The sequence below is a fragment of the Roseateles sp. GW821-FHT09H11 genome, from assembly GCF_059415845.1.
In genome coordinates this window covers 128,415-149,414 of sequence record NZ_JBWKOA010000004.1, presented here as the reverse complement: position 1 = coordinate 149,414, position 21,000 = coordinate 128,415, and the positions used below count along the sequence as shown (strand labels likewise).

General features: G+C 68.4%; 4 protein-coding genes. 1 reads left to right on the top strand and 3 read right to left on the bottom strand.

The window, feature by feature from the left end; translation table 11 throughout:
• Positions 1 to 52 precede the first annotated feature (52 nt).
• From AC07PR_RS14645 to AC07PR_RS14635, 3 genes are read right to left on the bottom strand one after another with little or no spacing between them, the layout of a single operon-like run.
• The gene (locus AC07PR_RS14645; RefSeq protein ID WP_377156983.1) at positions 53 to 1,414 is read right to left on the bottom strand and encodes a sigma 54-interacting transcriptional regulator; all 1,362 of its coding nucleotides are present in this window, start codon (positions 1,412 to 1,414) and stop codon (positions 53 to 55) included.
• Positions 1,415 to 1,445: 31 nt separating this feature from the next.
• Entirely contained in the window at positions 1,446 to 2,087 is a 642-nt protein-coding gene (locus AC07PR_RS14640; RefSeq protein WP_377156981.1) for a hypothetical protein, read from the bottom strand.
• Positions 2,045 to 3,493 (bottom strand): HAMP domain-containing sensor histidine kinase, encoded by a 1,449-nt coding sequence (locus AC07PR_RS14635; protein ID WP_495135716.1) that lies wholly within the window; start codon positions 3,491 to 3,493, stop codon positions 2,045 to 2,047. Before AC07PR_RS14635 ends, AC07PR_RS14640 begins: the two co-directional genes overlap by 43 nt.
• Before the next feature lie 341 nt (positions 3,494 to 3,834).
• Here AC07PR_RS14635 and AC07PR_RS14630 point away from each other — a divergent pair, with 341 nt between their 5' ends.
• Positions 3,835 to 20,967, top strand: a complete 17,133-nt coding sequence (locus AC07PR_RS14630) for a C80 family cysteine peptidase (protein ID WP_495135715.1) — start codon at positions 3,835 to 3,837, stop codon at positions 20,965 to 20,967.
• Positions 20,968 to 21,000 lie beyond the last annotated feature (33 nt).

Sequence of the window (21,000 nt, the reverse complement as noted above, 5' to 3'; positions counted from 1 at the left end):
GGATTGCCGCCTCTTCTTCCAAGTCGTTGATTTGAAAGGGATTTTCTTGTCGCTAATCGGCGACAGGCCCGTCGGCGCGGAACATCGACGGCTCCAGTCCGTTGCGCTGCAGCAAGCGGTAGAACTCGGTCCGGTTGCGGTCGGCAAGCCGCGCAGCATCGGCGACATTGCCGTCGGTGAGCTTGAGCAGGCCCACCAGGTACTCGCGTTCGAAGCGCTGTCGCGCCTCGGCGTAAGGAAGTACTTCAATGCTGGGCAGGCGCAGCGCGCGCTGCACCAGCGAGAGCGGGATCAGCGGCGACGTGGCCAGCGCGCTGACCTGTTCCACGACGTTGTGGAGCTGGCGCACGTTGCCCGGCCAGGTGGCCATCGTCAGCGCCTTCAGCGCGTCGGGGGCGAAGCCGTTGACGCGCTTGTCGTACTTCGCGGCGAGCTTCTGCAGGAAGTGCTGCGCCAGCAGCGGGATGTCCTCGCGGCGCTCGTCCAGCGTGGGCAGCGTCAGGCTGACGACGTTGAGGCGGTAGTAGAGGTCCTCGCGGAACTGGCCCTCGGCCAGCGCGGCCTCGAGGTCGCGGTGGGTCGCGGACAGGATGCGCACGTCGATCGGCACCGAGGCGCTGGCGCCGACCGGTCGCACCTGGTGTTCCTGCAGCACGCGCAGCAGCTTGACCTGCAGCGGCAGCGGCATGTCGCCGATCTCGTCGAGCAGCAGCGTGCCGCCGTCGGCGGCCTGGAACAGGCCGCGGTGGTTCGCGAGCGCGCCGGTGAAGGCGCCCTTCACGTGGCCGAAGAGCTCGGACTCCAGCAGCGGCTCCGGGATCGCGCCGCAGTTGACGGCGACGAAGGGCCGCTTCGCGCGCGGGCTGGCCGCGTGGATCGCGCGGGCGAGCAGTTCCTTGCCGCTGCCGCTCTCGCCTCGGATCAATATCGGCGCCTGCGAGGCCGAGACCAGGCGGGCCTCGGCCAGCACCTCGGCCATCACGTTGGAGCGGCTGACGATGGACTCGCGCCAGGCCTGGTCGGGGCTGTCGTCCTGGTGGACGGCGGTGAGGGTCAGGGCTTGCGCGATGGTGTCGAGCAGCGCGCGGCCGTCGAAGGGCTTGGTCAGGTAGGTGTAGACGCCCTGCGCGGTCGCGGCGACGGCGTCGGGGATCGTGCCGTGCGCGGTCAGCAGGATGACGGGCAGTGCGGGGTGGCGCTCGCGGATCGTGTTGAACAGCGCCAGGCCGTCCATGCCGGGCAGTTGCACGTCGCTGAGCACCAGCGCGGGCCGCTGCACGTCCAGTTGCGCGAGCGCGGCCTCGGCGCTGCCGACGGCGGTGACGTCGTAACCGGCGGCCTCCAGCCGCATCGACAGCAGCTTGAGCAGGTCGGCGTCGTCGTCGACGATCAGCAGGCGTGCACCACCGCTCATGTGAGCCCCTCGGAACGACCCTGCGCGGCGCTCATGGCTTGTCCAACGCCGAGCGCGGCCCGCCGAGGCTGCGCTCGATCGCCTTCAGCGCCTCGAGCTTGCGGTTCGCCTCATCAAGGCGGCGCTGCAGGTCGTCGCGGGCCAGGCGGGTCTTGTCGAGCTCGCCTTCCATGCGGCGCTGCTCGGCGACGCGGTCGACGAGGAACTGCGCCATGGGGCGCCATTCGTCGGCCTCCGGGCGCGCGTCGCGCAGGACCTGGTCGAGCAGCGTCTGGGCGCGGAAGGTCTCGCCGTTGGCGTGGCTGAACATCAGCGCGAGCGCGAGCTGCACGGCGTTGCCGGGCGGCAGCGCGCCGTCGTCGCGCGGGGCGACTTCCTGCGCGAGTTCGAGCGGGCTCATCTGGCGCAGCCGGTCGTTGAGGTTGAGCACGATGCGCGCCGCGTTGTCCGTGGGCGCGACGACGGGCACCTGCACCGGCACCTGCACGCGCACTTCCTTGACGATGGTCCGGGGCGGCTGCTGCGCGCAGCCGGCGGCCACGATCGTCGACAGGCCCACGGCGAAGCAGGCGGCAAGGCGGACGGCGACGGGCGCGCACCCGCGCGGGCCGGCCGGCGCGGGGCGGGCCGTCAGGCGTTGGTGGACTTCAGGAACCGGGGCGTGTGGGCGCATGGCAGCGTGATTCTGAAATGGGCGCCCTGGTCGGCGGGCAGCAGGTCGATGTGACCACCGTGGGCGGCGATGTATTCGGTGACGATGGACAGGCCGATGCCCGTGCCCTTCAGGGCGTCGTCGGGCTGGCGTTCGCCGCGGTAGAAGGGCTCGAAGATCCGGGCCTGGTCCGCCGGCGCGACGCCCGGTCCGTCGTCCCGCAGGTCGATGGTGAGCTGGCCGCCCTGGCGCGCGAGGTCGATGTCGACGCGGCCGCCGGGCGGGGCGAAGCGTATCGCATTGGAGAGGAGGTTGCCGACGGCGGCCGCGATCTTGGCCGGGTCGACATCCGCCTCGAGCGGTCCGCCGTTGAGCGCGATGTGCAATCCGCGTGCCTGCCATTGCAGCCGCTGGTGGTCGATCGTGCCCTGGATCAGGGACATGAGCTCGGTGCGCTGCGGCTTGAGGTCGCGCGCCTCGAAGGCGGCGGCGTTGAAGCGCAGCAGGTCCTCGATCTGGCGCTGCAGCACGGCGGTGTTGTCGCGCAGGATGCGGGTCACTTCCTTCTGCTTGTCGTTGAGCGGTCCGGCGACCTCGTCCTCCAGCAGCGCCGTGCCTTCGCGCAGCGCGGCCAGCGGGGTCTTGAGCTCGTGCGAGACGTGCCGCAGGAAACGCGCCTTGTCGGCATCGAGTTCCGCCAGCCGCAGCCGCAGCCAGTCCAGGCGCTGGCCGATCACGCGCAGGTCGGCGGGGCCGCGGATCTCGATGCGGTCGTCCAGGCGGTTCTCGCCCAGGCCCTTGATGGCGCGGGCGAGGTGGCGCAGCGGACGGGTCAGGAAGATCCCGAACACCAGCGACAGCAGCGCCGCGACGCCGATCGCGCCCAGCACCTGCTGGCCGAGCAGCACGCGGCCGTTCTCGAGCTTGTCCTGCAGCACGCGGTTGCTGGTCTCGGCGTGCTTGCGGACGTCCTCGGCGAGGCCGCCGGTCTGGCCGCCGAGCTCGCGGAAGCGCGTCATCAGGTCGGTCTCGCGCTTGCGCGGATTGGCGCCGCGGGGCGTGTCCATCAGCGCGCGGATCTCGTCGAGCTTGGTCTTCCAGGCGTCCAGCGGCGCGGGGGTCAGGCCTTGCGCGCGCAGCAGGCCGAGCAGCCGCTCGGCGTCGTCGGCGTCCTCCTCGAAGCGCTGGCGCAGCACGTGGTCCTCCAGGACGGCGTACTGCCGCGCGGCGCGTTCCATGCTGACGCCGCGGTCGCCGAGCTGCTGCACCTCGCTGCTCATGCGCGCGGCGCGCACGACGGCTTCGCGGCTCTGCACGGTCAGCCGCTCGAGCGTCAGCAGGCCGCCCAGCGACGCGGCGGCGAGCAGGCCGGCGATCGACAGGAAGCCGATCAGCAGCATCTGGCGGAAGGAAATGCGGTTGAGCATCGGGCGGCAGTGTAGTGGGCCGGTCTGAGGCCCGGCTTGCGGTCCGGCTCGAACGGCGCGCCGCTGACCTGCAGGCGCGCTCTTTCGGCGAGTTCGGCCGCATGCGTGGTCCGGTCTGCGGCCCGGTCTGAGGTCCGGTTGTCGGATGCCCGGGTTCGCCGTCGGGAACCGTCGGCGAACACGACAACCGCGGGACGGAGGTTGTCACTGAGGCGCTGTTCAGATTTCCTGCGACAGCTTTCATGACTTCCCAAACGCACACCTCCGCTCCGTCCGCTGCTGCTCTCGACGCGCCGTCTCCCGTTCCCCAGCAGGAAGGCGCGACGGCGTGGACGCCACCGATGCGACGCCACCTCGGCCGCAAGACGGAAGCGTTGATCCGCGCGGCGGGCACGGAGCCGCATCGGCTCGAAGCCCGGGCGAACCAGGGTCTGCTCGACCTGCTCTCGCAGGATCTGGAGCGGGTGCTTCCGACGTTTGCGAGCGGCGGCGGCCTCGAATCGACGGCCGTCGACCGCTCGGTCGCCGCGCTCTGGAATGTCCTGACCCTCGATTCGGAGGTGAAGCCGGAGGCTTCGCCGGAGATCGCGACGCGGTCCGCCATGGCCGACATGACGTCGAGATCGAAGTCGGACCCGTCGATCGTGGTGCAGATGGAAGCGCAGCTCCGCCAGGCGGGCGAAACACTCGTCGAGGCGCTGCGCGACGTGGATCCACGCAAGCTGTACGACGCTTACCGGAAGGTCGAGTCGGCGTTCAAGATGACGCGCGGCAAGTTCAGGGATCGCGTGATGCTGCGAAGCGACGCTCCGGGATGGTTTGCGGCGGAACCTGAACTCGAGCTTCGCGGTCGAGCGGCACTGCAGGTCGGACGGGCGGTGAGACGGGACAAGGCCGCATGGCTCGTTGCCATGTCCGACGCGCTGGAGGTCGTGGCGACCGCCCCGGGCATCGACGGCGCGCGGCTGGCGTCGGCGCGCGTGATGGAGCAGGTGTTCAGGGCGGCCGTCCTGCGCGAGCCGTTCATGATCGACGCTGGCGCTGTCACGGCCATGGCCGCCTCGACGGCGGACGCGGACCGGTCCCGGCTCGATGCGCTGCGGTCGGTCTACCCGATGCTGCAACGGCTGGCCAAGCGCGGCCTGTCGAAGACCCCGCGCTTCGTCTCCGACTTCAACCGCCCGGAGTGGCGCGAACTGCCTGACAGCCGACTGATGTTCACCGACGCGGACCTCCTGGACGCGTTGTCGGCACCGTTGCCGCCGCCGCTGCCGATGAGACCGGATGCGCCGGTCGATCCGAAGGCACCCCTGCGCGCGTTCTGGGCCGATCAGGGGACCGTGTCGCAGAGGCTCGATCGCGCCAAGGGGCGCATCGTCGTTGAACGTGGCGCCACGGGGGGCATCGGCGCGTTCAAGTCGATCGTGCGATTCGATCCTCTGCCCGACAAGGCCTCCGCCGAAGCGCGCGCGAATCAGAATCGTCAGATCCGGCTGCTCGACGACTTCGTGCGAGCGCATTTCACGCCGGACATCGTCGATCCGTCGGTCGTCTTCCCTCCGGAGATGCAACTGGACGGAGACAGGATCCTGGCGGGAAAACTGGTCGTCGCCACCCGGACAGGGGGACGCTGGTCCGCCGATGCCGCCGCCATCAACCAGGCCCTCACCGTGCTGGCCTCGCACGATGTCGTCGGGTCCTTTGCAGACATGCAGTCGCGCGTGGCCCCGAGGCGTGCCTCTCAAGACCCAGCCGTGCCCCGTCTGCGCCTCATCCTGCAGCTGGAGCCGGACGGGCCCAGGGAGGTCGATATGCAGGGCACCGCCGCGGCCTTGATGGCGAAGCACCCGGGGGAGTCCGTCCACGTCCAGCTCAATCGCTCCCACGGTGTGCGGGTCGTGTCCGGCGAGGAACTCCTCGGCCGTCTGGCGAAGGACGGCACCGTCAAGCTGGAGATCGTCGGTCACGCCGGCCGGCAGGGGCGCGGGGCGCAGGCCGCGCTCTCCGGTTACTCGCCCAGGGCCCTGGCTCAACGGGTGCGCAAGGCACTCTGGGAGCTGCGACTGCCCACCGGGCTGGTCGACCAGATCACCCTCGACACCTGCGTCCTTGCCACCCCGGTCCTCCCGCATGATTACGGCAGCGAGTTCCTCCGTGCGGCGCACGGCGAGCGCCTGCTCAGCCCCGGCGTCACGACGCTGACCGCCTATGCCCACGCGCTCCGGGTGGCGACGGGCGGATCGCGCGAATTGCAGTCCTACATCGGCGGGCCGTACGAGACGCACGCCCCTGAAGGGACCTTCGTGTACGAGTTCGATCCGGCCACGCGGCAGGTCACCCGGCGCGACAAGTTCCCCCCCGACGTTGCACCGATCGGCGGACCGTCGATGCCGCCGATCGATCGGACGGACGGCGCCGCCGACGAGGGGGCGCGCCGGCTCCCGGTCCTCAAGGACGACTGGGACGGGCTGCCTGATACCGGGGCGCGCTTCATGCACCGGACCAACCCGTACGACAACGGGCCGTCCGGCATCGAGGCGGAAGGGGCTTTGCTCCTGTTGACGCAGCGATGGAAGGCGTCGTGGGCGACCGAGGCGTCGTCCACCACGATCCCCCTCTGCCCACCGGAGCTTGTGGAGGCAGCCCGGCAGATCCTCGGACCGAAGCGGGACGTGACCCGCTCGGGGCCTTCGCATGCGCGGCTGCTGGAAGAGGCTTCTTCGGCGCTCGCGCGAGGGCTCTGGGAAGCTGATCCTGAACAACTCTATCGGGCGTACGACGTCATCCGGCAGATCGTCGGGAAGAGTCATCCGGAGACGTACGCCATCGGCACGACGTCCGAACAGTACGTCAACCTGCTGCCCGATGAGATGTTGAGCGGCACCGACGTGAGTGCCAAGGTGGATCCTGAATCCGTCAAATACGCGTTCTCATCGCACAAACCGAAGAGTGCGAAGCTGTCGAGCGTCACCGCCTTCTTCCTCCAGGCTGTGCAGGCCGTGAACGAACGGATCCGTGACTTGGCATCGTCGGGAGAGTTTCCGGCCGATGCTGCCGGACCCGGCGTGCGGGGGCAGCTGTCCCACCTGATCGAGGAGGTCCTCCGAGCCGCCATGGCCGGACAAACGCTCAGGGTCAACGCGGAGACCATCGAGGCGCTGACCGGCTCCTCGGCACCCCGTGATCAGGCGCGTCTGGAGGCGTTCTGGAAGGTCTTTCCAGACGTGCAATGGGCAGCCGGGCAGGGCGCGTTGGCGCCGCCGGCGATCATGTCCTGGAAGGATGGCGCGGTGGTGTCCAGTGCCGCCGGACCCGCTGGCCAGCCGGTCCGGCGTGAGTCACCGGTCATCGACGAGCGCGAGCCCTGGAAGATCTTTGCGATGCGCTCTTCCGAAGCAGATCAGATCCTGGATCGCGGCAAGGGGACGCTCACGCTCGAACTGACCGACGCGCGCGCACCGTATACCAAGACCATCCGGTTCGAGCCCTGGCAACCGGAGGACGGAGAGGCTGCGCGAAGGCGCCAGGACGAGACGCTCCGTTCGATGGAGGCGTTCGCCGTCGCTCACTTCGACGGTACCTGGAACCTGCCCGACCACCTTGTCATGGAGGCCGGACGCATCAGGGCCGGGCGCCTGACACTGGCCGAGCATGCCCCTGAGGGCTGGCGCCTCGATCGAGCGGCAGTCCGGGAAGCCATCTCCTCCTTCGGCACGTACTGGATCACGGAGGAACCTGCGCTGTCCGAATGGTCGTTGCCCGGCAAGTCGCTGGGTGTCACGCGAACGGCAGGGATCCTGGACGAGTTGCGCATCGTCCTTCAGGTCCAGGCGGACGACGCCAGCCAGGCATTGGGCAACGCGCTGGCCGACAAGGCGCCCGCCTTCACGATCTGGATTCAGCGAGGCCCCTCCGGGGAGTCGCGCATCGTTCACGGCGAGGCGCTCGCGCAGCTGGTCGGACCCGAAACGTCCATCAAGCTGATGATCGCCGGTCACGGATTCCGGGTGTGGAACGACGGTGGAACCATCACCGTGGGCAACCACGGACCGACGGAGTTGTCGCGACTGGCCACGGACACCTTGCGCGGGTACGGGATACACCGGCCGGCGGATCATGTCGTCCTGTTTTCATGCGCTCTGGAGTCCCTGGCAGCCGACACCGGCTTTGCCGAGCCGTTTCTTCGCAGTGCCTACGGCGACGGGCTGGTGACCCCCTCGGCGTCCGTGACCGCCTACAGGCACTTGATGTACGTCCCCGAGAGACACTGGCGGCGCACCTCGTCGCCGTTCAGGGGCGCGGAGAGACGCCATCGCGCGCCCGATGTGACGCTGATCTATCAGCGGCATGCGGAGACCGGAGAAATCACGGTCCGGGACAAGTATCCGGCGATGCCGGTCCAAGCCTTGGCGCTGGGGCTGGGGCGGGGAGAGGTCGATGATCTTTCACCGGAACATCGGCGATCGGCCCTGTCGTTCGATGGTGCCGATGACGTCGGCGTCGCCCCGGAGCGAGCACGCGGGATTCCCCAGGCCGGTCAGGCCGGCAAGCTGTTCGAGCTGTTCTCGACGCTGAAGGGCACGTTGAAGAAGGTGCCGATCGACGCGATGGAGGGATTCCAGGCCGTGCTCCTCGGCGAGACGCCCGATGCGATCGCGACGGCGATCCTGCGCCGCCTGGGGGACCTGGGCGCCGAGCAGCCGCAGGCGGACGCTGACCTCCTGCCGCGCGCCGCGCGGTTGATCGCCGACGGCCTCTGGCGACAGGACCCGGACCTGATGCACGACGGGTTTGTCGCGCTCTCCCGTGCGTACGACCCTTTCCCGCAGGCGCCTCGTCACTGGCAGGTCGACGATCGCCCGATGGGTGTCGTCGATCGAGGGCGCATGCCGTCGGCGCTGCTGTCGCGCTCCCCCAGGACCCTGGCACTCCCAATCGATGAATTCGCGTTCATGGAAAGCGTGGACGCCGGCGTGCGCGCGTTGGACGGGGGGGCCGCCGGGACCGCGAACGATCCGGTCCGTCTTCAGCTGGGGCGACAGACCTTGGCCTTGCTGCAGGCCACGCTGAGTGGACGGCCGTTCACGGTCGATGCGGATCACCTGGATGCCCTGGCCGCGTCCGGAGAGGCCGGTGATCGCGCGCGACTGCGCGTCCTCGAGATCGTGCACGGCACGTCGATGAAGCTCGCCCGCAAGGGCGTCATGCCGGCGCCGGTCTATCTGACGGATTTCGCGCGGGAGCCATCCGACGCCGGATGGGTGCGCCATGAGGACGGCAGTCGCGTCCATCACGGTGATCTCCTGCCGGATCTGCTGGCGGGGCGTCGAGCGCAGATCACGCGGGCGCGGACCAACGGCCGCGCCGACTTCGACGAGGTTCATCCGCTGTCCCGCCTGTTCGCGTTCATGCCGGACGCGAAGCAGCAGCTTGACCGGGGAGCGGGCACGATCACGATCGTCTGGCCCAAGACCCCGGAGGGACCGCAGGCCGATTCGGTGCTGCGGTTCGCGGCGGCCGATGCCATGCCCGGCTCGCACAGCCAGCGCGTTCAGGAGGCCGAGATCCGTGCCGTCGACGAGTTCCTCGTCGGCGCGTTCTTCGACTCGTCCGTGTCGTCGTTGAACGCCGTGCCCGGCGACTTGAGGTTCGACGGGGTCGCGCTGACCGCCGGCCGCGCCACGCTTGCCGGTCGGAAGGACGGCGGGTGGGTGCCGGTCCATGAAGCGCTCCGCCAACATTGGTCGGCCGTGGGGCACGGCGGAGGCTCGGCGGATCGATCGAAGCCGGTGTCGTCGTGGGACTTCGATCTCCACGGCCTGCGCTGGCCGAAGGAAGGACTTCCCCGCGGAGGCGCTTCGAAGCTCCGCGTGCTGCTGCAGATGGAGGACGATCCGGTCACGCTCCGTTATGCGCGTCGGAGCATCGTCCGCCATCGGGATGAGATGGTCTGGATCCAGGTGGACAGCGCCGGCAACCACGTGATCCGGTGGGGAGAGCGCCTGCTGCGGCAGTCCGCCGCCGATCTCCCCGTCAAGATCGAGATCACAGGCCATGGACGACATGACCTGGCGACACGGTCGCAGGCCTTGTCGGGGTATCTCTCCACGACGCTGGTGGACAGGGTCGCCCAGGTGCTCGACCAGCTCCAGCTGAAGGGCCGGGCCGAACAGGTCACGCTGGTCTCCTGCGCGCTCGAGACGCCGTCGGTCCAGCACAGCTTCGGCGCCGAGTTCCTGGATCATGCGATCCGCCAGGGCGTGATCCGCCAGGACGCCGCACTGGTCTCGTACAGCGAGCACTTGAAGATGCACCTGGAGGCGGGCGAAGAGGCGCGGTCCCGGTTCACGCGACGGTATCCGGGCGCGGACGAGACGACCCGTGCGCCCGACGTGACCTGGGTCTTCAAGAAGAACCCCGGCACGGGCAAGATCGTCCGGACCGACAAGTACCCCGCCGGGGAGGGCGATTCCTACGGACTGGCCGCCATCCAGACCGTCGAGCCGTCCGAGGTCCGGGATCTTCGACCGGGCGCGGCCGGCAGGCTCTCCGAGCTGTTCTCCACGCTGACATCGACTCAAGCCAGGGGCGGCCTCATGACACTGACGGCCGGCGCTCCCAACGCCGTGGTCGAGAACACGCGGGCCAATCTGGCAGCGCTGTTCTCCCAACTGGACGACGACATCCCGGTCGGCGCCTTGCCCCCTGTGGCGAGCTTGATCGCCGACGGCGTCTGGCAGCGGGATCCAGAGAAGCTCCGCGCGGCCTACATCCAGCTGTCCGACATCGGCGATCCCCTTGGCCGGGATGTTGCGGAGCTGTCCTGGAGCGGCCTCCCGACGGGTCTGGTCGAACGGGCGCGGATGCCGTCGCAGTTGCTCCAGCGCTTCGACCCGTCGATGGACGTCCCGCTTCATGACGCGGCCCTGCTCTTCGGTTTGCAAAGCGCGGTGAGCGCCATGGACAGGCTCCCCCTCGAGACCCGGCCCGATCCCGTCGGGCGGTCCTATGCGCGGCAGACCCTGGCGCTCCTGGAGGTCATGCTGAGCGAACGCCCGTTCGTCGTCGATGCGGACGCCGTGATCCGGATGTCCCTGTCGGACGACGCGAATGACCACGCGGCACTGGACGTTCTGGACGTCGTGCACGGCACGGCGATGCAACTGGCCCGCAGCCATCTGCTGCAGACGCCGATCTATCTGAGCGACGCCCCGGCCCCGGGCGTGGGATGGACCTCGTATCCTGATGGCAGCCGGGTCCATCGCGGCGATCTGCTGGCCAGCCTGCTGCCACAACGGCAGGCGAGGATGGCCTCGCTGCAGACCCCGATCGATGTCGGGGTGGACGAGGCGACCCCGTTGGCGCGTCTGGCCCGGTTCATGCCCCAGGCGACACAGACGCTCGACCGGGCGGCGGGGACGATACGGATCGTCTGGCCCGGGATGAAGGACGGCCCGCAGGCCGACTCGCTGCTGAGGTTCAGGCCGTCCGATGCCGGGAGCGGCCCGGAAAGCCGACGGCTGCAGGACGCCGACCTGCGGATGCTCGATGAGTTCATCGTCGCCGAGTTCGGCCACTCGCCTGGCCTGGTGCGCAATGGCGTGCCCGGCGAACTGACGATCCATGAGGACCGGGTGACGGCGGGGCGGTCCGTGCTCGCCGAACGCAAGGAGGGGCAGTGGCGCTGGGACGTCCCGGCGCTGCAGGAGCTTCACGGAATTCTGGACCCACGGGAGTTGCCGATCAGGGCATTGGAGCCGGCCACGTCGTGGCGCCCCGCCGATGACGGCGCGCTGCCGGACATGCGCGCCGCCGGCGAAGGGGCCAGGTTGCTCGTCCACCTGCAGATGGAGGACGACCTCGTCATGTGGAAGGGCGCGCATCGGACCCTCCGCAGCCATCCCGACGAGACGGTGTGGATCCAGGTGGATCGGGCCGGCCATCACGTGATCCGGTACGGGAAGGACCTCCTGGAGCGGGCTGGCGCCGCCCTGCCCGTCAAGATCGAGATCAGCGGCCACGGCAGCCACGATCACGCCACGCGGACGCAGCAGTTGTCGGGCTACGGCGCCACGGCGCTGGCGGATCGGGTGGCCTCGGTGATCGAGGACATCGGGCTGACGTCGAGGGCAGGCAAGCTCACGCTCGTCTCTTGCGCGATCGAGACGCCGGTGCTGGCGGACAGCTTCGCCGACGCCTTCATGGCGGCCGCCATCGACAAGGGCATCCTTCGCAAGGACGCGACCATGGTGGCGTATGGCGAAGTGCTGACCCGCAAGCTCGAGCTCGAAGGGAAGGAGCCGTCCCGCAGGACTGTCAGGTATCCGGGGGCCGCGGCCACGAACCATGCGCGCGGCGTGACGTGGATGTTCAGGAGGGATCCCGACACGGGCCGGATCGAGCGGATCGACAAGTATCCGGACGGCGGGCCGGGGGCCGGGGCCGAGGCCGACGATGAGGACTCGGCGTGGAACCGCCTCGCCGAGCATCTGGACGACCGGCACGCGCGGACGCGGGAATCGGTGGCGGACGGACTTGCCGGACGCTCGCTGCACGTGGACGGCATCGAGGTGCCGATGGACTTCCTGGCCACGCTGGGAGCGCAGATCGACGGAGAGCCTTTGACGCGAGATCTGCTGCGCGCGATCGCCGATCTGCCGGGCGATCCCGTGGCTCGCCTCAAGATCGATGCCGACCTCTTCGAGCAATGGGTGACGCTGCTGACCGACCGGCCCGACGCCGAGATCGCCGACCGGCTGCGCGCCATGGGCGAATGGATCGGCGCGCGGGAGAACCAGTCCGGCGCAGGATCGGCGTTCATCGACGAGCCCTCGCCGACGGCCCGTGAGATCGCGGACCGGCTGACGGCGGCAACCGCCCCCGACGCCGATGGGATCTTCTCGAACGATGCCGAGCTGCTCAAGGCAGCGCGCGGCGACGACGCCGCCCCCACCAGCCTGCTCGGCGACATCCTGCGGGACCTGTCGCCGGAGACGCGCGCGGGCTTCGACGACTGGCTGGCAAGGACCGGTCAGCGCATCGACGACGTGGCGGGCATGGCGCCGCCGAGGGGCTCTCACGCGGCGGACACGCCCATCGAGAAAGTCGCGAGGGAGATCGGCCGACGAGCCGGCAACGACGACGGCATCGATTTCAACAAGATGCAGGGCCTGAACAGGAGCAACTCGCTCGCCAGTCTCCAGGAGATCGGCGTGGTGACGGCCGATGGCAGCGGACTGCGGCTGGATGCAGGGCGGATTCAGGCGTTCATGGACAGCAGGGAACTGGTGAAGCTCGCCTATGCGGATCGGGCGTTGCACAAGCTTCCCGACAAGGCCTATCGCCTGCTGGTCGACTCGGCGCCGGACGGCGTCCGGCGCTTCATGACGGCAGCGCGTGAGCGGCCCTCGGCCAGCAGTCAATCCGTCGCAGCGTTCTCCGACAAGCTGGACGGCGCGGTCGACTTCATGGACACCATCCTGGGCATCTCACAGATCCTGGCGAACTGGGATCAGATGAGCCCGACCACGAAGGGGTTGAGCGTCACGCAGAGCCTGAGCATCGTCATCTCCCCGCTCGCGATGATGGCGGGCCGCGCGATGAGCACGCTGGGTCCGGTCGCGCGCTCCGGCGTGCTCCGCGGGATCAGCGCCGGGCTCGCGGGCGGCGTCGCCAATGTCGCGATGGCCGGTCTGGGCGTGGCGTCGTGCGTGCTGCAATGGCAGGACTTCATCGCAGGCGGTCAGGCGTGGGACAGCCACGCCGGCAAGAGCCTCATCGCCAACACCGTCATGACGTCCGTCTCGGCCGCCATGGCGGTGACAGGCGCGGTGATCGGCACCGCGACCTTCGTGGCGGGCGGCGCCGCGGCCGTCTCCGGCACCGCGCTCGGCGTGGCGTCGAGCATCATGGGCAGCGTGGCGGCGCCATTGGCGTTGGCCATGTTCGTTGCCAACGCGCTGACGCAGGCGGTCCTCTGGTTCGACGAGTTCGGCCAGCATCTCCGCGCATCGACCAGCGACGGTGACATCGCGCTGGCCTTCTTCGCGAAGGCCTTCGGATTCTCGACCGAAGTCACCATGCGCGCCGAGAAGGAAAAGAGCGCCTGGTTGAATGCGGTCAGCCTGGAACGGTCGATCGAGGCTCAGCAGCAGGAGCTCCTGGAGTTCCGGGTCGAACAGCTGTCCAAGCAGGGTTACGACCGCTTCGTCGTCCCGAAGATCCAGGCAGGCGCCAGGCCAGCGACCTTCAGGAATGAGACTGCGGACCGCACGGAAGATGATCACTACAGCTACGTGCTGCAGCCGACGCGCACGTCGGCACTGGATGTGCTCAGGATCGTCCGCGATCGCCAGCGTGCGGATCTTCAGCCTGGAACCGCGTGGCTCTCGTTGAGAAGCTACCCCCGCTACCACCGTCAGATGTACAACATCGACACGCGGAACGAGCGATCCCGCCAACTGTTCGAACTCGAGGGCGTGAGGGATGGATCTGTCCACGGCGGTCCGGGGGACGAGATCTACCAGATCGATGGGAAGACCGCAGTCGACATCTTCGGCGGCGGCGGTGACGACGAGGTTCGAATCGACGCCGGACAGTCCAATCTGACGATCGAGTTCACGCCCTTCGCCCACAAGCGAGCGGCCGCCCATCCGCCTCTGTCCCCAGGGTTTCCGTTCGAGCCCGCGGGATCGGATCCCGGCTTCCGCGTGCATTTCGACCACAACAATGTCTTTCAGCCGAGCAGGGTCGTCGGGGTTCATCGGATCAACATCCGGAATGCGAAGAAGGCCGAAGTCTTCGGCTCGGAGAAGGACGAACGCTTCGACATCTCGTCCGAGGACGGGGAGATCCGAGGGCTGGGGGGACGCAACACCTATCTGATCCGCAACGACAACCGGATCTTCGTCACGTCCAATGACGCGGCCGTGTGGACGCGCGGGGTCAGCGGCGCGAGCGTCGACGTGGGTGGCGACGCCACCTCCAGCCTGCTGCTCAAGATCGACGTGCTGCACGAAGCGCTGTCCTTGCGCCGCGACGGACAGGATCTGGTCGTGCTCATCGGCGCGGAGTCGCTGACGCTGAAGCGCTACTTCGACGGGCTCGAGCCGTCGCGCGGCGTCTCCGCGCCGGCGGTGGTGTTCGTCGATGCGGTCGGGACGGTCGTCTCCCTGATCAATCCCGGGATGATCGGGGACAAGGCCGTTCCGTTGACGGAGCTCGACAAGCACCTCGTGATCAACACGGAGCTTCCCGACTCCCGAAGGACGCTCTCCGGCGACGGGGCGTACAACCGTTTCCAACTTTCTTCCGGGGGGGGCGACGTCCGCGTGATGCCGATGACGGGGATGCCGATGGACCTTTCCCTCGACGTTCCCGTCGAGCACCTTCGCCTGTGCGCGGAAGGTGACGACCTGCTCATCGTCGAGACGCCGCCGGCCGACGCCAAGACCGGCTTCGCCCCGTTGCGCTTGCGGCTGTCGGGGCAGCGGAACGTCGCCGCGCCAGCGAGCGCGGTCGGCATCATGGTGTGGGCGAAGGACAAGAGCCATGCGCCCGTCGCCCTGGTCCTGCCGGAACCCGGCCAACCGGCCGACGGGCCGGTTCGCGTCCGTGCCTCGCTCAAGGCCGCCAGCGTGGGTGACAAGGGCTTGCAGCCTGGCCCCGCGTCCGGGATGCCCGCTCCGGCCTCGATCCCGGGCCACGGCACGGAAAAGGAAGACAGGATCGATGCCCGGCAATTCCCGGACGACACCGTCCTGCGGGGCGGCGGTGGTGCGGACACCTACCGGATCCGCGCCGGGCAATCGCTCGTCATCGACAACGCCGCGATGGATCCGGCGCAGGACGTCCTGTTGATCGAGGACATCGGCGCACGCGAATTCCTGGAGGGCATCCGCTTCTCACGTTCGGACGGAGATCTCGAGATCCACGTGGCCGGTGGCAAGGTCACCGTCCGCAACCACGCGACCTCGCCGCGCGCGCGCCACCTCTCGCTGGAGGTGGCTGGCAGGCGCTATGCGCTGCCTGTCATGCAGGGCGGGTTCATGGTGCATCTGGCTGCCGGCACGGAAGGGGACGTGCTGGCCACGGCGCCCGGCGCGCATCTGGTCCTGTTCGACCCGAAAGAGCGCTGGGACCTCTCGGCGGCACCGCGAAAGGTGTGGATGCATCAGTCCGTCGAATGGCGCAGGCACGGAGCGAGCGAGGAGGGCCGCAGCACCGGCGACCACCCGGCGACGGTCCTGCTGATGGACTACCACCGCGATCCCGCGGTCTGGCAGGTGTCGACGCTGGCCGGCCTGGAGGTCTCCCATCTCCGCGCCTCCGAGACGCAGCTCGACGCCGTTTCCAAAGGCGTCGCGGACATTGCCGCCGCGATCCGTGCCGACGGATCCCGCCGCCATCCGCAGGCCGACGTCGTGGCCTATCTGAAGGCGCGGGGAATGCCGGAGCCCGTCGCCACGCAGATCCGCAGCAGCACCACGGACGAATTGCGGCGATTGCATGCGCTGCTGACCGTCTTGATCGATGAGGGGACGTGGTCACTGCCCGCAGCCTTCATCGACGACTACATGGCGAGCGATCTGACGCCGTCCGATCGCCAGGCGCCGATGCTCAGGCAGCTCGCTTCACGCCGTGCGCCCTGGGCGTACGACGAGCGGATCCTGCGTCGCGAACTCTCCATGGCGCAATTCGAGGCTTTTGAGTCCTGGGCCATCGCCCGCTTCCAGAACCAGCGGGGGGACGACGCGCTCGAGGCGCTGGACGACTTCATCCGCATGCTGGATGGCGAGAAGCCGTCGACCCCTTTCGCGCTGCCATTGCTCGCGACGGTCCTGGCACTGAAAGGACGTCCGCCTGCCGTGGTGCACGAGCTGGCACTCGCCATGCTCGCCGCGGACACCATGGATGACCAGTGGACGGCAGGCATGCTGCAGGCGGGTGTCGTCCACCACGGCGCCTTGTCCGGCCTGCGGGAGGCGGGTGTGTCGCCGCAGGACGTGGCGCTGGGCAATGCGAACCGTCGACGCTACGAAGGGTCGGCCGACCGCTCGGGACTGGTCAGCGTCGAGGCCTCGGAGGCGTTCGGGGAGCCGATCATCACCGCCTACCGGTATGTGTCGAAGTACTTCCTCAAGCTCAACGATGCCGGTGACGACTTCAGCGTGAAGGACAGCGAGAGCACGTGGCAAAAAGGTGTCGCGTACGACCTCCGTCCCGGCGCACTCGTCGGTGAGGGCGGGGACGTGCCGAAAGAGCATCCCGACGAGCTGATCGCCAGGCATGACGCAGCCATTCGAGTGCGGGATGCCATACGGAGCAGGCTGACGTACTCGGGCGCTCACAGTCCGGGTCCTTCGCTACCCATCGTTCCCGCATTGCCCGAACTGGTCGTCCTGTACAAGAAGGGTCTTGTCGCTGTCGAGGAATATGAAGCCGGGGGCGCCTGGGACGGCCGCTCCCAGCCTCAGAACCTCGTCGACGGCTTTGAAGGGGCTGACGAGGTCGTCGCGTGGCGACCGGCCACATCGAATCCTTCGCCGAAGGAAGGCAAGCCGAAGCCGGACGTCTCGGTGGATCCCGAGAAGTTCATCCAGTTCGACTTTGCACATCCCATTGCGTTGAAAGGCTTGACGCTGACGCACGCTTCATCATCGTCGTCCCCAGAGCTTTCGCAAGACCAGCGCAATTCACTGTCCGAGTGGAAGGTGGAGGCGAGGCGCAAGGACGGCGCGTGGATGGACGTCTCCATGCCGTGGACCATTCGCGGCGTGGAACACGGCAGGAACGAGTTCGGACTGATCGACACGAAAGGCATTCCCTACCGCCATTACCGCCTCACTGGCGTCAGCGGCGCATTCCCGAAGGAAGCCTGGTTCAGCGAGGTCACCTTCACCACCGTCGAAGCCGGCGCGAGCCCGCGTCCCGCCGTCAATGCGCTGCAAGGCGCCGGATTCGGCGACGAGGAGATCCGGTCCTTGTTCCTGCTTGGCTTGCGTGAGGAGGCGCAGATCAAGCGGGCGATCGACCTGCGGCGCCACTTCGGCCCGCTCCCGCTGGCTGTCCTCATGGACGACGTGCAAGGTCATGATTCGCTGGGTGAGGAGGAGATCAGGATATTGAACGAGCTGAGGTCCCACTGGAGCGATCAGCGTCTGCGGTCTTCCGAGACGCTGCTCGAAGTGGTCCGCCTCCGCGCCGCCGGTCGGCACATCGATCGGCTCAATGCCCAGTTGCCGTTCTTCGACCCCGGCTCGGTCGAGGACGATGAACACCGTCAATTCGTGGCGCAGATCCAGGCGGCACTGAACGCCAGGCGCGATCCGTCCGCGCAGGTGGACGAACAGGAGGGCGACCAGGACGCGACCGCCGATCCGGCGATCATTCCCTTCGGCCCCGTGTTTGCCAGACATCTTGTGGACAGGCTGCGCGACAGGCTTCTGGCGCGCCACGAAGAGGCGAAGGCCATGCGCGTCACCGCGCCGTGGTATCTCCACCTGACCGCGCTGGAGGCCGCAGCCTTCGATCGGACGCTCCACCTGCGGGTGCGGCCAGGGACGTCGCAGCAGGAGGCGGCCCTCCGTTCCGTGATCGAGGACGCCCTGCCTCGGCTGCAGATTGCCTTGGACCATGGCCTGCTCGATGTGGTGTTCGTTTCGTCGATGCCTCCGGTGGGCGAGGCGGCGCCTTGGGCGCCGCTGGGGCCGAACGGGAAGGCCTTGCACCTCTCGCCGGGTGTCGACCTCGTCGCCGAGCACCGCGAGGCTCAGGCCGGCCAGCCCGTCCCGCGCCTGCTGGCCGGCGGCTTCACCGGGGAAGAGGCGAAGGCATTGTTCGAGCGCGGCGTCCAGACGCTGGAACAGGTGACCCGTGCGATCGACTTGCGCAAGCTCTTCGACGGCCTGTCCTGGAAGCTCGTCGCCGAGAACGTGCTGGAGCAGCAACCCTTCGACGACGGACAACTCAAGCTTGCGCATTACCTGAGCTCGTTACCCTGGTGGAGGCGCCGCCCGCAGGCCAGCTCCGCGGCCGTCCGTCACGGTCTCGCGCCAGCCCAGCGCACCGGTCTGATCGACGGACTCCTGCCGGACAACGGCCATCCGTTGATCGAGATGAGCATGCTTCGATCCTTGGTGTCGAAGGTGCGCACGTGGCTGCATGAGGCCCAGGATTCCAATCCCCAGGGTGTCCACGCCTCCGCGAACATCACGATCGCGCTGCGTCTGATCCAGGCGGCGGGCGGCATGAACCGGGCGTTGCAGGACGCCATCGAGCTTGCCGCCAAGAGCGGACTGCGCGTTGCCGGTCAGTCGACGGTGGGCGACTCTTCCGCCTGGGACCCGCAGGCGCTGCGCGGCTTCGCATCGCTGGCTCCGCCGGAAGACGGTGCGCAGACGGTCACCTTCGATGCGCCGCTTTACATCGTCCTCTTCACCTACGAGCGACTTCTCCATACGTTGGACTACGAGCTTCGGAGGATGGGGCATCACGAGGCGGACGTGGCTGAAGCCCTCCGACCGAAATATCTGGACCTGGCCGTGCTCCGCGCCGCCGTCGGCGGACAGCAGCTCCGGCTGCATGTGCCGCCGGGGGAGTCGCCGCGGGAGCAGGCGTTCATGGCCCTGATCGAGGCGAGGCTGCCCGCGCTACAGAAGGCGGGAGAGCTCGATCTCCTCGACGTCGCGATCGCCTCGCCGATGCCCGTCGTCGATCTGCTCCGTCCGTGGACGACCCAGGTGGTGGACGGCAAGACCTGGTACCTGTCACCGGAGGGAGCTCTGGAAGCAGCCTGGCGCTCAGGCAAGGTCAGTCAGGCGATCCCGGTGCTGATGGATGGCGGATTCGACGCGGAGGATGCGCGGAAACTGTACGACCTGAATGTCCGGACGGAGGCGCGCGTGACGCGTGCGATCCTGCTGCGCAAGCACTTCGGCGCACTGCCGGTTGCGCTGGTCGCCAGCGACACGCCCGAGCCGACCCTGCAGATGCCTGAGCAACTGGAGCAGGCCCTCGGCCCGCACCCCCTGCATCTGGCGGCATTGCGCGCAGCCGTCGGCAGGCAGCCGCTGCGTCTGCAAGTGCCCGCGACCGGCTCGCCCGAGGATCGGTTGGACCGGCGCCTGATCGAGGCCGCGCTCCCCTTCCTGGAGCAGGCCAGGCGCGACGGCATCCTGGATGTCGCGATCGTTTCGTCGAGGCCGCCTGTCGGTCGGGAAGACGACTGGACGTCGCAGGACGTGGGAGGCAAGACCTTGCATGTCTCGTCGAAGCAGCCTCTGGAAGCCGCCTGGCGCGAAGGTCTGCTCGGCCACCCGTTCCATCGTCTGGTGGCCGCGGGCTATGGCGAGGACGACGCGCAGGCGCTGCATGACGGCGGCATCCAGACGGCAGAGCAGGTCGACCGTGCGGTTCAGTTGCACGGCTTCTTCGGCGATCTGTCGCCGGAGGTCGTCTTGCAGGACGTCCTCGTCAATCCGCCCTTCAGCCTGCTGGAAACCGAGCTTGGCTCGCGCTTGGGCAGGCTGTTGCGGCATCTCGGGATGGATGCGCTCGGACTCGTCCGGGGCGGACTGAAAGGAACCGCACCGATGATCCAGATGAGCGACGCAAGGAGGTTGAGGGGTCTTCTCAACTTCGATGATGAGATCGCACGCGCTTATGCGGCAAGGTTTCTCGAGTGGCTCTCGGAAACGCAGGGCCCGGAGTGGTCTTCGGACGCCACCGCCGTCACTGCGCTCGCGGGTGCCATGGGCTGGGCGGCAAGCGGGAACTGGCGGGCATTGGCCAATGCGCTCGGCCTCGCCCGAGGGCTGGGCCTGCTGCATCATGGCCAGGCCCAAGTGGTCGACGCCGACGACTGGATGCCGGCGTTCATCGGTCGCCATGCTCGGCTCGTCCGTCCGGATGATGGGGAACAGGCCCCCACCATGGCGGCACCGGATTACGTCGTCCTCCAAGGTCTCAAGCGTCTCCTCGATGCGGTCCGTTCCGAGCACATCAGGCTGCGTGCGTCCTCGGGCGCCGGTGTGGTGCTGGACACGTCCTATCTCCACCTTCAGGCACTGCGCGCCGTCGCGACAGGGCAGCGCATCGAACTGGGCTCGCCGGAGGGCCGTTCCTATCGGGACACCGAGCTTCAGAACTCGTTGAACGACTTGCGGCGTTCACTGGAGGAATCCCGGTCGCTGGGATTTGTCCAAGCCGACATCCTGTTCGAGGTCGCGACTCCGGAGACGGACGAGCCGTCCGTCCCCGATGCACCTGACGCTCAAGCTCAGGACGGGGACAGCACGCACGGTGCGGAGGATGCGGCGTCGGACCGGGCCCATGGCGGCGACTCCGCGCGCCAGGCCAACCTGCTCAAGCAGGCGATGTCGTCGCACCAGGAGGCCGACTTCGGCGGGACCTCATCCTTCGGGGTACCTCGGATGCCGTCACCGCAGGCGCTGCTGTCCGCGCAGACGACCTGACGCAGCGACTGTCGGGCGGTGAACCGCCGCGCC